This window comes from Paracoccus sp. KR1-242 (genome assembly GCF_049446195.1).
GTDB classification, from domain to species: domain Bacteria; phylum Pseudomonadota; class Alphaproteobacteria; order Rhodobacterales; family Rhodobacteraceae; genus Paracoccus; species Paracoccus broussonetiae.
Window position 1 is genome coordinate 66,324 of the sequence record NZ_JBMSED010000013.1, and the last position, 13,382, is coordinate 79,705.

Genomic DNA, 13,382 nt, shown 5'->3' on the forward strand with positions numbered 1-13,382 from the left:
GATCGCGTCCCGCCTGATACTTACGGCTCAGGCCAAAGCCGCAAGGATGCGCGCCCAGCTGCGCGCGCCACGGGCAAAGCTTTCCAGATCGTATTTCTCGTTCGGAGAATGGATCCGGTCGTCATCGCGGCCAAAGCCGATCAGCATCGAATCCATGCCAAGGATCTCTTTGAAATCCCCGGCAATGGGGATCGAGCCGCCAGCGCCGATATAGGCTGCCTCGCGGTTCCATTCCTCGGACAGTGCGGTCTTGGCCGCGGCGAAGGCAGGGTCCGAGATGTCCATCCGGCTGCCGGGGCTGCCGCCGTGGGGATGGAACTCGACGCTGCAATCCTCGGGCAGTGCGTCGCGCACATGGGCGCGGAACGCGTCGCGGATCGCATCGGGATCCTGCGTGCCGGTCAGGCGGAAGCTGACCTTGGCGCGCGCCTCGGCCGGCAGGACAGTCTTGAAACCCTCGCCGGTATAGCCGCCGCTGATGCCGTTGATCTCGAATGTCGGGCGGTTCCAGACCATTTCCAGCCCGGTGCGGCCCTTTTCCCCGATCGGGTGCTTCAGCCCCACACGGGACAGGAAATCGCCGGCATCGAACCCCAGATCTTCCCAGTCCGAGCGCAGCTCGTTCGACAGTTCCTCGACCCCGTCATAAAATCCGGGCAGGGTGATCCGGCCATCCGCATCCTTGACGGTCGACAGCGCGTTCACCAGCACCTGGATCGGGTTCGCGGCCAGGCCACCGAAACTGCCCGAATGCAGGTCGCGATCCGCGGCGCGCAGGATGATTTCCTCGCCATAAAGGCCACGAAGCTGCGTGGTGATCGCGGGACGCCCGTCCGAATACATGCTGGTGTCGCAGATCATTGCGATGCCGGCGCGCAGCTCATCGGCATTGTCGCGCAGGAAGGGACGCAGGCTGGGCGAGCCGGATTCCTCCTCTCCCTCAAACAGCAGGACCAGATCGGTCGGCAATTCTCCGTGAACGGTCTTCCACGCGCGGAAGGCCTCGACAAAGGTCATGAGCTGGCCCTTGTCATCGGCCGCGCCGCGGCCGCGGATGACCTTGCCTTCGGGCAGATCCTGGATCTCGGGCTCAAAGGGTGGACGTTGCCACAGGTTCAGCGGATCGACCGGTTGCACGTCATAATGGCCATAGAACAGCAGGGGCCGCCGCGTTCCCTTGGGCGAATGCGCCACCACCATCGGATGACCGGGCGTATCGCGAACTGAGGCGTCAAATCCCATCGCCGTCAGTTCGGCAGTCAGCCATTCCGCGGCCTGCCGAACATCATCCTTGTGCGCCGGATCGGTCGAGACCGAGGGGATGCGAAGAAACTCCATCAACCGGTCCAGTGCCTGCGGCAGGTCCTTGTCCAGCGTTGAAAGTATTTCGCCGATTTTCGATTTGTCCTGCATCTTGCACCTTTCATGATCGAATTTCTCGGGGACTTGCGATGGTCCCATTGTCGTAATGCGACATTTTGTCCCTATATTTCTGCTAACTTGACACGTATCAAGTTGGGACCCACGGGATCGAGCTAAGGATCCTCCAAGCGATCAAGTAAGCAAGGCAAGGGACTTAGATGGACTACTCCGCCGCCCTCGATCAGGCCATTGGTAAATTGCATGAAGAAGGCCGCTACAGGACCTTCATCGATATCGAGCGGCGCAACGGTGCCTTCCCTCGCGCGGTCTGGACCCGGCCCGACGGCAGCGAGTCCGAAATCGTCGTCTGGTGCGGTAACGACTATCTTGGCATGGGCCAGCATCCGGTCGTATTGGACGCTATGCATGAGGCGCTGGACGCCACCGGAGCAGGATCGGGCGGGACGCGCAACATTTCGGGGACCACGGTCTATCACCGCCGCCTGGAAGCCGAGATCGCTGATCTGCACGGCAAGGAAGCGGCACTGGTCTTTTCCAGCGCCTATATTGCCAACGACGCGACGCTTTCGACGCTGCGCAAGCTGTTTCCCGGTCTCATCATCTATTCCGACGCGCTGAACCATGCCTCGATGATCGAGGGGATCAAGCGCTTCGACGGCGCAAAACGCATCTTCCGCCACAATGACGTGGCGCATCTGCGCGAACTGCTGGCTGCCGACGATCCGGACGCACCAAAGCTGATCGCCTTTGAATCGATCTATTCGATGGACGGTGATTTCGGCCCGATCGAGGCCATCTGCGATCTCGCGCAGGAATTCAACGCCCTGACCTATCTGGATGAGGTCCATGCCGTCGGCATGTATGGCCGCCGCGGTGGCGGCGTGGCCGAGCGTGACGGGTTGGCGGGCCGCATCGACATCTTCAATGGCACGCTGGGCAAGGCCTATGGCGTGTTCGGCGGTTATATCGCCGCCTCGGCCAAGATGGTGGACGCGATCCGGTCCTATGCGCCGGGCTTCATCTTCACGACCTCGATCCCGCCGGCGATTGCGGCAGGTGCCGCAGCGTCAATTGCCTTCCTCAAGACGCCCGAGGGGCAGGAGCTGCGGGACAAGCAGCAGCTGCATGCGCGCATCCTGAAGATGCGCTTGCGCGGCCTGGGAATGCCGATCATGGACCACGGCAGCCATATCGTTCCGGTTCATGTCGGTCATCCTGTCCACTGCAAGGCGCTTTCGGACATGCTGCTGGCGCAATTCGGAATCTATGTGCAGCCGATCAATTTTCCGACCGTTCCCCGCGGGACCGAGCGGCTGCGTTTCACCCCGTCACCCGTTCACGAGCCCAAGGATATCGACGCGCTGGTTCGCGCGATGGACGCCCTGTGGTCACAGTGCAAGCTCAACCGCTCGGCGAATGTCGCGTGAGCGGGGGGGCTGTTATGCTCTCGCGTCCGTGATAACCTTGCAGTAATGAAGCTGTGGCACCTTTCCGATTCGGAGAGGGCGGAACAGACAAGAATGGGGCAGGGTTTCAATGATCGGGCTGAGGGGGAATTCCCCAATGCAGCATGATGAGCAGGCGGTTCATCCGCCGGGATTGGAGGATCCGGATACTCGCCTCGGTGACCTGATGAGGGGTGAACGCGCCACATTGGGCAAATCGCTGCTGGACGTGCAGCGTGAATTGAGAATCCGCGCCTCCTATGTTGCCGCAATCGAGAATTGCGATATCTCTGCGTTCGACACGCCGAGCTTTATCGCCGGGTATGTGCGTTCCTATGCACGCTACCTGGGGATGGATTCCGACTGGACCTTCCGCCGCTTCTGCCAGGAATCCGGGTTCCAGCCCACGCATGGCATGGCGCCCGCCGCTTCGGGCCCGAAACCGCAGCGCCGCCCCTCGGACCCTGCCGAGGCGCTGGCCAACCCCCATCCGATTTTCCTGCCCAAGCCCGAAAGCATGTGGTCCTCGATCGAGCCACGGGCGATCGGCTCGGTCCTCGTCATGGCGTTTCTGGCTTGCGGGCTGGGCTATGGCGCGTGGTCGGTCCTGCAAGAGGTACAGAAGGTCAACCTGACGCCGGGCGACCAGGCGCCGGGGATCATCGCCTCGCTTGACCCGGTCCAGGCTGCCTCGACGCCCGAGACCGTGGATTCCGCGCAGGTGAACCTGCCCCATCCCGAAGGCATCGATCGCACCTATCGCCCGCAGGCGCTGGAGGTGCCGGTCCTTGTCGCGCGCGATGGGCCGATCTCGGCGATTGATCCCGCGTTGAACGCGCCGGGCATCCAGCCCGAAATCGCGCTCGCCCAGGGCACTGCCGCTGCCGTCGCCGATCCGGCGCGCCCCGTCCAGGCCGCGCAGTCTTACGGGCCGGAAATGCCCGCGCAGATCGCTGCCGTTCGCACCATCGCACCCGATGCCTCGGTCGTCGAGATCCTTGCCGCACGTCCGGCCTGGGTGCGCGTGACCTCGGCCGATGGCACGGTTCTGCTGGAAAAGACGATGGACGCGGGCGAACGCTTTGCGCTGCCCAAGCTTGAGGCGCCGCCGATCCTGCGCACCGGCAATTCGGGCGCGATCTATTTCGCGGTCAGCGGCCAGACCTATGGCCCCGTCGCTCCCGGTCCGAAGGTCGTCAAGAATGTCGAGCTTTCGCCCGAGGCGTTGACGGCGAAGTTCGCCTTTGCAGATCTGGCCAAGGATCCCGAACTGGCCTCGATGGTGGCGCTGGCCTCGGCCGCGCCGACGGCTTCGTCCCAGGAATAGGGGCGGGGCACCCGCTCACAGCTGCGACATCCCGTTTCCGTGCATGCGGGGACGGGTTGCCGGTTTCGGCCCATCGGCCTATTTCTGTCGCATCACGTTTCGCGCCGCAAAAGGTCCCTGACATGTCGCTGAATCCGATCCGCCCCTGGCGCAACATCGAACGCCGCAAGTCGCGCCAGATCATGGTCGGGCGCGTGCCGGTCGGCGGCGATGCCCCGATCAGCGTCCAGACCATGACCAATACCGACAGCAGCGACGTGCGCGCGACGCTTGACCAGATCCTGCGCGCCGCCGATGCCGGGGCGGATATCGTCCGGGTTTCGACCCCGGATGAATCGTCGACCCGTGCCCTGCGCGAGATCTGCCGCGAAAGCCCGGTGCCGATCGTCGCGGACATCCATTTCCACTATAAGCGCGCGATCGAGGCGGCCGAGGCGGGCGCCGCTTGCCTGCGCATCAACCCCGGCAATATCGGCGATGCCGCCCGCGTGCGCGAGGTTATCAAGGCCGCCAAGGACCACGGCTGTTCGATCCGCATCGGCGTGAACGCGGGCAGCCTGGAAAAGCACCTGCTGGAGAAATATGGCGAGCCTTGCCCCGACGCGATGGTGGAATCCGGCCTGGATCACATCAAGATCCTGCAGGACAACGATTTCCACGAATTCAAGATCAGCGTGAAGGCTTCGGATGTGTTTCTGGCGGCAGCGGCCTATCAGCAGCTGGCCGATGCCACCGACGCGCCCATTCACCTTGGCATCACCGAGGCGGGGGGGCTGACCTCGGGCACGGTGAAATCGGCCATCGGGCTGGGCAACCTGCTGTGGATGGGGATCGGCGACACGATCCGCGTCAGCCTGTCCGCCGATCCGGTGGAAGAGGTCAAGGTCGGGTTCGAGATCCTCAAGTCGCTGGGCCTGCGCACCCGCGGCGTCCAGATCATCTCCTGTCCCAGCTGCGCGCGTCAGGGCTTTGACGTGATCCGCACTGTCGAGGTGCTGGAAAAGCGGCTTGAGCACATCAAGACCCCGATGAGCCTGTCGATCATCGGATGCGTCGTGAATGGTCCGGGCGAGGCGCTGATGACCGATATCGGCTTTACCGGCGGCGGTGCGGGCGCGGGGATGGTCTATCTGGCGGGCAAGCAGGACCACAAGATGACCAATGCCCAGATGGTCGACCATATCGTCGAACTGGTCGAAAAGCGCGCCGCTGAACTTGAGGCCGCCGAGGCGCAGGCCGCGGAATGAAAAAAGGGGCGCTTCGGCGCCCCTTCGCAATTCTTCCGGTCGGGCCTCAGCCCTCTTTCTTTTCGGTCCGCAGGCGCTCGATCACGCCTTCCAGCCCTTCGGCGGGGACGCCGCGCAGCATCTCGCCCTCGATGATGAAGGTGGGTGTGCCCATGATCCGCATCTGTTCGGCCAACTGGTGGTTCTGACGCAGCACGGTCGAGACTTCCTCGGTGTTCATGCGGTTCAGGACCTTGGTGCTGTCCGCGCCCAGTTCGGTCGCCAGCTTGCTCAGCGTATCAAGGTTGACGGGGCCGCGCGATTCCATCAGCGCGTCATGCGCCTTTTTGTAGGCGTCGGGGCCGGCTTCCTGCTGGACCGCGACGGTAAAGCGGGCGGCCATGTCGCTTTCCTGCGTCAGGATCGGGAATTCCTTGAGGATCCAGCGGATATTGCCATCGGCTGAAATCATCTTCTCAAGATCGGGATGGACGCGCTTGCAGACGCTGCACCGATAGTCGACGAACTCGACAAGGGTGATGTCTCCCTTGGGGTTGCCGCCGATCCAGCTGTAGCCGTCGTTGAAGATCGCGTCCTTGTTGTTCGCGACCAGCAGCTTGTCGTTCTTGGCCTCGTCTGCGACACGCCGCTCTTCCAGCACGTTGATCGACTCGACCAGCACATCGGGATTGGCCATCAGATAGTCGCGGATGGCATCGCCGAAGGCGGCCTTTTCGTCTGCGCTCATGTTGGCCGGGTCGAATGCCAGGGCTGGCATGGCGCTTACCGCAAGCACCGCGGCGGTCAAAATGGCTTTCATTTTTGGTCCTTTCCTGTTGCGGCAAAGATTGACCCCTGCCGGTGCCGCTTGCAAGCGGCGAGGTGTGCGCATGGTCGGGGTTCACGCGGGCTTGACCGCCGTGCATGTCCGCCCGGCGCTTGACCACGCAGGCGCAAGTTGTGATACCCGCGAAAAGCATCGCAAAAACATCGGGTCACAGATGAAACAGTCGCGTCGTGGGCAGGTCGATCCCTTCATCGTCATGGATGTCATGGAAGCGGCGCGACAGGCCGAGGCTGCGGGGCGCCACATCATTCACATGGAGGTTGGCCAGCCCTCGACCCCGGCGCCTGCGGGCGCGCGCCGCGCGCTGACCGCGGAACTGGAAAGTCCGCTGGGATATACAGTCGCGCTTGGCCTGCCGGAATTGCGACGCGGCATCGCGCAGCTTTACAAGCGCTGGTACGGGCTTGATCTGGACCCCGCGCGGATCGTGGTGACACCGGGGTCCAGCGGCGCTTTCATCCTTGCGTTTTCGGCCCTGTTCGATGCCGGCGACCGCGTCGCGCTGGGTGAGCCGGGCTATCCCAGCTATCGCCAGATCCTCCGCGCCATGTCGCTTGAGCCGGTGGGGATCCAGACCCGGCCTGAGGATCGCTATCAGCCGCGCCCGCAGGATCTGCCCGCGGACGTGCAGGGGCTTATACTTGCCTCGCCCGGCAACCCATCGGGGACGGTCCTGCGGCGGGACGAACTTCATGGCCTGACCGCGCGCGCGTCGGAACTTGGCATCTCGGTCATATCGGACGAGATCTATCACGGGCTTGATTACGGCGCGGGCTTCCATTCGGCGCTTGAGGTGACGGACGACGTCATCGTCATCAACAGCTTCTCGAAGTATTTCAGCATGACCGGCTGGCGCGTCGGCTGGATGGTGGTCCCCGAGGATCTGGTCCGGACCGTCGAGCGTATTGCGCAGAACATGTTTATCTGCCCGCCCCATGCCAGCCAGGTCGCCGCGCTTGCGGCGCTGGACTGCATCGACGAAGCCGAGGCCAACCTGCGCGTTTACGCGGAGAACCGGCGCCTGATGCTGGAGCGGCTGCCGCAGATCGGCTTCACCCGCATCGCCCCGCCCGAAGGGGCCTTCTATATCTATGCCGACGTCTCGGATCTGACCACGGACAGCCTGGGCTTCGCGGCCGAGATCCTGCAGAAGGCGGGCGTTGCCGTGACGCCGGGTCTTGATTTCGATCCGCGTCGCGGGGCGCAGACCCTGCGTTTCAGCTATGCCCGCTCGGCCGCCGAGATTGCCGAGGGGCTGGATCGGCTGGCGGCCTTCATGGCCAGCCGATGAAATGGCTTTGGGCGCTGTTACTGGTCATCCTGGCGGCACCGCTTGCCGCGCAGGATCGTTCTGCGCTTGCCCGGATAGACCTGGCCCAGTCCTCGCTTCGGGCCGAGGGCAAGGATAGGGGCAAGCCCCGTCCGCTTGAGTTGGAACTGGTGCTGAGCCAGCCGGTGCCCTATCGCGTCTATTTCCTCGATGGACCGCCCCGGCTGGTGGTCGATTTCCGTGAAATCGACTTTTCCGGCACCGATCCTGCAGCGCTGCCGGGACGGGGGCTCGTGCCAGGTCTGCGCTGGGGCAAAGCGGTTCCCGGATGGTCGCGGCTGGTGATGGACCTGCCCGGACCCTATGCGCTGCGCCAGGCGGTGCAGAAACCGGCGTTGTCGGGGGCCGGGGGAGCGCTGGTCTCGCTGCGGCTGGAACCTGTCGATCCCGAGGATTTCGTGACCCGTGGCAATGCCCTTTCGGCACTGCGCGACCTGCCGCAGCCGTCGCTGGTCGTTGATCCCAAAGCTGCGGTCCGGGGGGACAGGCCCCTGCGGATCGCGATCGATCCGGGGCATGGCGGTCACGATCCCGGCGCGCAGGTCGGCGCGATCAGCGAGGCGGCGGTGCTGCTGGGCTTTGCACGCGAACTGACCGACGTGCTGACCCGTCAGGGTTTCGAAGTTGTCCCGACCCGCACCGATGACAGCTTCATTCCGCTTGAAGGGCGCATGACTTTGGCGCGAGAGGCGCGGGCGGACCTGTTCATCTCGCTTCACGCCGACGCCCTGATCGCCGGCGAGGCGGCTGGTCTGTCGATCTATGTCTGGAACCCGGATTCCGACGACCGCGCGACACGCGAGCTTGCGATGCGCCACGACCGTGCGGATCTGGTTTCCGGGCTGGACCTTCAGGGCACGGATGATCAGGTGGCGCGCGCCCTGATGGACCTTGCCCGGATGGAGACCCAGCCCCGTTCCGAAGCCTTCGCCAAGTTCCTTGTGTCCGAACTGAACCGCAGCCATGTCGCGATGCATCGGCGTCCCGTGCAGGGGGCGGGGTTCTCGGTCCTGAAGTCGCCGGACATCCCCTCGGTCCTGATCGAACTGGGATTTCTGACCGATGCCGGGGACCGCGCGAACCTGTTCAATCCCGAATGGCGGCGCAGCACCTCGCAGGCGATTGCGGGGGCGGTCGCGGCCTGGGCGCAGGACGATGCAATCCGGGCCGGTCTTTCGCGCAAGTGACGGGCAAGGTTGCTTTGACGCAAGCCCCCCTGCGGACTATAGATACGCAGGAAATCCCCTGAGGCATGTCCACATTGCTACGCTTCGTCCTTTCGTTCCTCGGAGCGATCTTTGCCTGGATCGTGACCGGAATTTTCTTTGTCGCGCTGACGCTTGGCGCGGTGCTGTGGATGTATTCGCGCGATTTGCCCAGCCATGAGCAGCTGGCCCAGTATTCGCCCAAGACCATCAGCCGGGTCTATTCCGGCGAGGGCCGCCTGATCGATGAGTTCGCGCAGGAACGCCGCATCTTCGTCCCGATCGACGAAATTCCGCCTTTGGTGAAGGAAGCCTTCATCAGCGCCGAGGACAAGAACTTCTATTATCACCACGGCTTCGACCCGCGGGGGATGATCGGCGCGATGGTGCAGGCGGTGGCGTCGCGCGGGGAAAGCGTGCGCGGGGCGTCGACCATCACCCAGCAGGTGATGAAGAACTTCCTTTTGTCCTCGGACCGCAGCATCGAGCGCAAGATCAAGGAACTGATCCTGGCGACCCGGCTGGAGCAATCCCTGACCAAGGACCAGATTCTTGAACTTTACCTGAACGAGATCTTCCTGGGTCAGAACAGCTTCGGGGTGGCCGCCGCCTCGCAGACCTACTTCAACAAGCCCCTGACCGATCTTGCCCCGCACGAGGCGGCGACCCTGGCTGCCATGCCACAGGCCCCCGGCCGCTATCACCCCGTCCGCGCCAAGGAGCGCGTGACCGAGCGGCGCAACTATGTCCTGCGCGAGATGTGGCAGAACGGCTATATCGACCAGCCGACCTATGAGGCGGAATCCAAGCTACCGCTGCGCTCGGTCCAGAATGGCGACTTCCCGGCGTTCCAGAAGCAATTGCCGCCGCGCGACTATTTCACCGACGAGATCCGCCGCCAGCTGTCCGCTGAATTCGGCGAGGATGAGTTCTTCGGCGGTGGCCTTGCGATCCGCGCGACGATCGAGCCGGATTTGCAGCAGATCGCGGCGACCGCCCTTCAGCGCGCGCTTGAGAAATTCGACCGCAGCCGTGGCATCTGGCGCGGCACCCGCGTCAGCATCCCCGCGGAAAAGCTGGCCACGGAACAGGAATGGCGCGCCGCGCTGGACGCCGCGCAGGTGCCGCGCGACATCCACGACTGGTATCCGGCGGTGGTGCTGTCACTTGGCGAAACCGACGCCACGATCGGGATCGAGGAGGAAGAGGGCACTGCGACCATTCCCGCCAAGGACGTGCAATGGGCGCGCAAGCGCCTTGCGACCGGCAAGCTTGGTCCCAAGGCCAAGGTCGCATCGGACCTGCTGGACGTCGGCGATGTCGTGCTGGTGCGGCGCATGACCGACGATGCCAGCGGCGCCTTTGTCCGCTGGACCCTGCGACAGGTGCCCGAGATCGAGGGCGGTTTCATGGCGATGGACGTGAATACCGGCCGCGTCATGGCAATGCAGGGCGGGTTCTCGTACCAAAGCTCGGTCTTCAACCGTGCGACGCAGGCGCAGCGGCAGCCCGGCTCCAGCTTCAAGCCCTTTGTCTATGCCGCCGCGCTGGACAGTGGCTTTACCCCCGCCACCATCGTGGTTGACGAGCCCATCGTCGTGAACACGCCCGAGGGTCTGTGGACGCCCAAGAACAGCACGGGCAAGTATTATGGTCCGACGCCCATGCGCACCGGCATCGAACAATCCCGGAACCTGATGACGATCCGTATCGCGCAGGATATCGGCATGGATACCGTGGCCCAGTATGCCGAGAAGTTCGGGGTCTATGACCATCTCTCGCACTACCTGGCCAACAGCCTTGGCTCGCAGGAAACGACGCTGTTCAAGATGGTCGCCGCCTATGCGATGTTCGCCAATGGCGGCGAACGGGTGGAACCCACGCTGGTCGACCGCGTGCAGGACCGGCGCGGGCGCACCATCTATCGCCATGACCAGCGGACCTGCCTGAACTGCGGGCAAGCCACGCTGCCGATGGGCGCTGCGCCCTCGGTCGAGACGAACCGAGAAAGGGTGATGGACGCCATCACCGCCTATCAGTTGACCTCGATGATGGAAGGCGTGGTAAAGCGCGGATCGGGCAGGGGCGTGAACCTGCCGGTGCCGGTCGCGGGCAAGACCGGGACGACCAACGATGCCAAGGACGTGTGGTTCATCGGCTTTACCTCGGACATCGTGGCGGGCTGCTATCTGGGTTACGACCAGCCGCGCACCATGGGCGAGGATGCCTATGGCGGGACGCTGTGCGTGCCGGTCTTCAACGAGTTCATGAAGGAAGCGATCAAGGAATATGGCGGGACCCAGTTCCGCGTTCCGCCGGGCGGCCATTTCGTCAACATCGACCGCTTCAGTGGCGCCATCCTGGGTCCGGACGCCAAGGGTGACAACGTCATCGCCGAATATTTCCGCGATGGTCAGGACCTGAGCGGGCTGGGCCTTGTCGATGGCGGCTTCGAACGGGTCGATCCCGCGGTTCTGCCGCTTTACAGCCAAGGTGGCGATCAGGGCAGCGCGGTCACCACTTCGACCGGTCGCAAGAAGGTCATTCCGAAGAAGGCGGACTTCGGGACACTGTCCTCGGGCGGACTTTACTGAGCGCAGCTTTTCCGGCGGGGCGCTTGCGAGCGGCCCGCCCTCGCGCTATTTGTCTTGCCCTGATCCGCAATCCGTTGCCCGAAAGAGAAACCCATGCGTGCCGAGACTCAAGCCACCATCGAAGCGATCCGCAAATCGCTGAAACTGCTCGGTCAGCGCATGGACTGGGAGACCGCGCCCCATCGGCTGGAAGAGCTGAACGCAATGATCGAGGTCGGGGACATCTGGTCCGATCCCGCCCGCGCCCAGAAGCTGATGCGCGACCGCCAGATGCTGAGCGACGCGGTCGAGACCTATCGCCGCATCGAAACCGAGCTGTCCGACAATGCCGACCTGATCGAGCTGGGAGAGGCCGAGGGCGATGCCGAGATCGTTGCGGATGCCGAAGCATCCTTGAAGTCCCTGGCCGAGACGGCCGCCCAGAAAGAGCTGGAGGCGCTGCTGAACGGCGAGGCCGACGGCAATGACACCTTCCTTGAGATCAATGCGGGTGCTGGCGGCACGGAAAGCGCCGACTGGGCGTCGATGCTGGCACGCATGTATGTCCGCTGGGCCGAGAAGAAGGGCTATAACGTCGAGCTGCAGTCAGAAACACCGGGCGAAGAGGCCGGGATCCGTTCTGCGGCCTACAAGATCTCGGGGCCCAATGCCTATGGTTGGCTGAAATCGGAATCGGGCGTGCACCGGCTGGTGCGCATCTCGCCTTATGATTCGGCGGCGCGGCGGCATACGTCGTTCTCGTCCGTGTGGGTCTATCCGGTGGTCGACGACAATATCGAGATCGACATCCCCGACAAGGACATCCGCATCGACACCTATCGTTCGTCCGGTGCGGGCGGTCAGCACGTCAACACCACCGATTCGGCCGTGCGGATCACCCACCTTCCGTCGGGGATCGTCGTGACCTCGTCCGAAAAGTCACAGCACCAGAACCGCGCCAACGCAATGGCCGCGCTGAAATCGCGCCTGTATCAGATGGAATTGGACAAGCGTAACGCCGCGATCAACGCCCAGCACGAGGCAAAGGGCGATGCCGGCTGGGGCAACCAGATCCGGTCGTATGTGCTGCATCCCTACCAGATGGTGAAGGATCTGCGCACCTCGCACGAAACCTCGGACACGCAGGGCGTGCTGGACGGCGATCTCGACGCCTTCATGGCGGCGACGCTGGCGCTGGACGTGGCCGGCAAGTCGCGCGCCGAGGCTCAGGCCGAGGACTGATCCCCGCGGGCGCGGTGACTGCGCCGTCGCAGGGGTATTTGAAAAACGGTGAAAATCGCGGCAGAATCTATCTACGGACCTGTCGGGCAAGGTGGATCGCCAGCCCTGCCAGCACCGTTCCCATCAGCAAGCGCTGCGCCCTTGCCCAGCCGGGCCGGCGCGCAAGAAACAGGGCGACTTGTCCAGCGCCCAGCACGATCAGCGCATTGACCGACAGGCTGATGGCGATCTGGGTGAAGCCCAGCGTCAGCGCCTGCGCCAGAACACCGCCCTGAGCGGGGTTGATGAATTGGGGCAGCAGCGAAAGATACAGCACCGCCGCCTTGGGGTTCAAAAGGTTGGTGAATAGCCCCATCAGGAACAGCTTCCGCGGGCTGTCCGGCGGCAGGTCGCGGACCTGAAAGGCCGAGCGTCCGCCGGGCTTCAGCGCCTGCCATGCCAGCCAGCCCAGATAGATCGCGCCCGCGATCCGCAGCGCGTCATATGCATAGGGCACGGCCATCACGATGGCGGTGATGCCGAAGGCCGCGCAAAGCATGTAGAAGACGAAACCCAGCGCCACCCCCGAAAGCGACATCAGCCCCGCGCGGCTGCCCTGGCAGATCGAGCGCGAGACCAGGTAGATCATGTTCGGCCCCGGTGTCAGCACCATGCCAAGTGCCAGTGCCGCAAAGCCAGCCATCGCGGTCAATTCGGGCATCTTCGTCCTCTTGTCCCAATTCGCGACATCATTATCGCGCGAGCGATTTCCGGCAAGGGTGTTGTGCTGCATCGCGGCAATGTATGCTGCAAGTGCACAATGGA

Annotated in this window: 10 protein-coding genes; 7 read left to right on the forward strand and 3 right to left on the reverse strand. The window is 63.8% G+C overall.

Annotated elements, in window-relative coordinates:
* Positions 1-27: 27 nt before the first annotated feature.
* Positions 28-1,413 (reverse strand): dipeptidase, encoded by a 1,386-nt coding sequence (locus tag ACO2Q4_RS18990; RefSeq protein WP_311760916.1) that lies wholly within the window; start codon positions 1,411-1,413, stop codon positions 28-30.
* Positions 1,414-1,580: 167 nt separating this feature from the next.
* Here ACO2Q4_RS18990 and hemA point away from each other — a divergent pair, with 167 nt between their 5' ends.
* The 3 genes from hemA (at position 1,581) to ispG (ending at position 5,402) form a co-directional block, all read left to right on the forward strand.
* Positions 1,581-2,810 carry a 5-aminolevulinate synthase gene (gene hemA / locus ACO2Q4_RS18995; protein ID WP_311760915.1) on the forward strand — a complete coding sequence of 410 codons (1,230 nt, stop codon included), beginning with the start codon at positions 1,581-1,583 and terminating at the stop codon, positions 2,808-2,810.
* A gap of 109 nt (positions 2,811-2,919) precedes the next feature.
* Positions 2,920-4,155 (forward strand): helix-turn-helix domain-containing protein, encoded by a 1,236-nt coding sequence (locus tag ACO2Q4_RS19000; protein ID WP_311760914.1) that lies wholly within the window; start codon positions 2,920-2,922, stop codon positions 4,153-4,155.
* Between the two features lie 122 nt (positions 4,156-4,277).
* Positions 4,278-5,402, forward strand: a complete 1,125-nt coding sequence (gene ispG, locus ACO2Q4_RS19005) for a flavodoxin-dependent (E)-4-hydroxy-3-methylbut-2-enyl-diphosphate synthase (RefSeq protein ID WP_311760913.1) — start codon at positions 4,278-4,280, stop codon at positions 5,400-5,402.
* Between the two features lie 46 nt (positions 5,403-5,448).
* Here ispG and ACO2Q4_RS19010 read toward each other — a convergent pair whose 3' ends face one another.
* Positions 5,449-6,201, reverse strand: coding sequence for a DsbA family protein (locus ACO2Q4_RS19010; protein WP_311760912.1), 753 nt, complete (start codon positions 6,199-6,201; stop codon positions 5,449-5,451).
* Between the two features lie 181 nt (positions 6,202-6,382).
* Between ACO2Q4_RS19010 and ACO2Q4_RS19015 the strand changes: the two genes are divergently transcribed.
* The 4 genes from ACO2Q4_RS19015 to prfB all read left to right on the forward strand — a co-directional run bounded on the left by ACO2Q4_RS19015 (position 6,383) and on the right by prfB (position 12,578).
* Complete coding sequence (locus ACO2Q4_RS19015; RefSeq protein WP_311760911.1) at positions 6,383-7,519, forward strand: pyridoxal phosphate-dependent aminotransferase; 1,137 nt, start codon at positions 6,383-6,385, stop codon at positions 7,517-7,519.
* Positions 7,516-8,745 (forward strand): N-acetylmuramoyl-L-alanine amidase, encoded by a 1,230-nt coding sequence (locus tag ACO2Q4_RS19020; RefSeq protein WP_423321169.1) that lies wholly within the window; start codon positions 7,516-7,518, stop codon positions 8,743-8,745. Before ACO2Q4_RS19015 ends, ACO2Q4_RS19020 begins: the two co-directional genes overlap by 4 nt.
* A gap of 74 nt (positions 8,746-8,819) precedes the next feature.
* On the forward strand, positions 8,820-11,357 hold the full coding sequence (locus ACO2Q4_RS19025; protein ID WP_423321311.1) for a penicillin-binding protein 1A: 2,538 nt from the start codon (positions 8,820-8,822) through the stop codon (positions 11,355-11,357).
* 93 nt (positions 11,358-11,450) lie between these two features.
* Entirely contained in the window at positions 11,451-12,578 is a 1,128-nt protein-coding gene (prfB, locus tag ACO2Q4_RS19030; protein WP_311760909.1) for a peptide chain release factor 2, read from the forward strand.
* A gap of 67 nt (positions 12,579-12,645) precedes the next feature.
* Here prfB and ACO2Q4_RS19035 read toward each other — a convergent pair whose 3' ends face one another.
* Positions 12,646-13,278 (reverse strand): LysE family translocator, encoded by a 633-nt coding sequence (locus ACO2Q4_RS19035; protein ID WP_395135223.1) that lies wholly within the window; start codon positions 13,276-13,278, stop codon positions 12,646-12,648.
* Positions 13,279-13,382 lie beyond the last annotated feature (104 nt).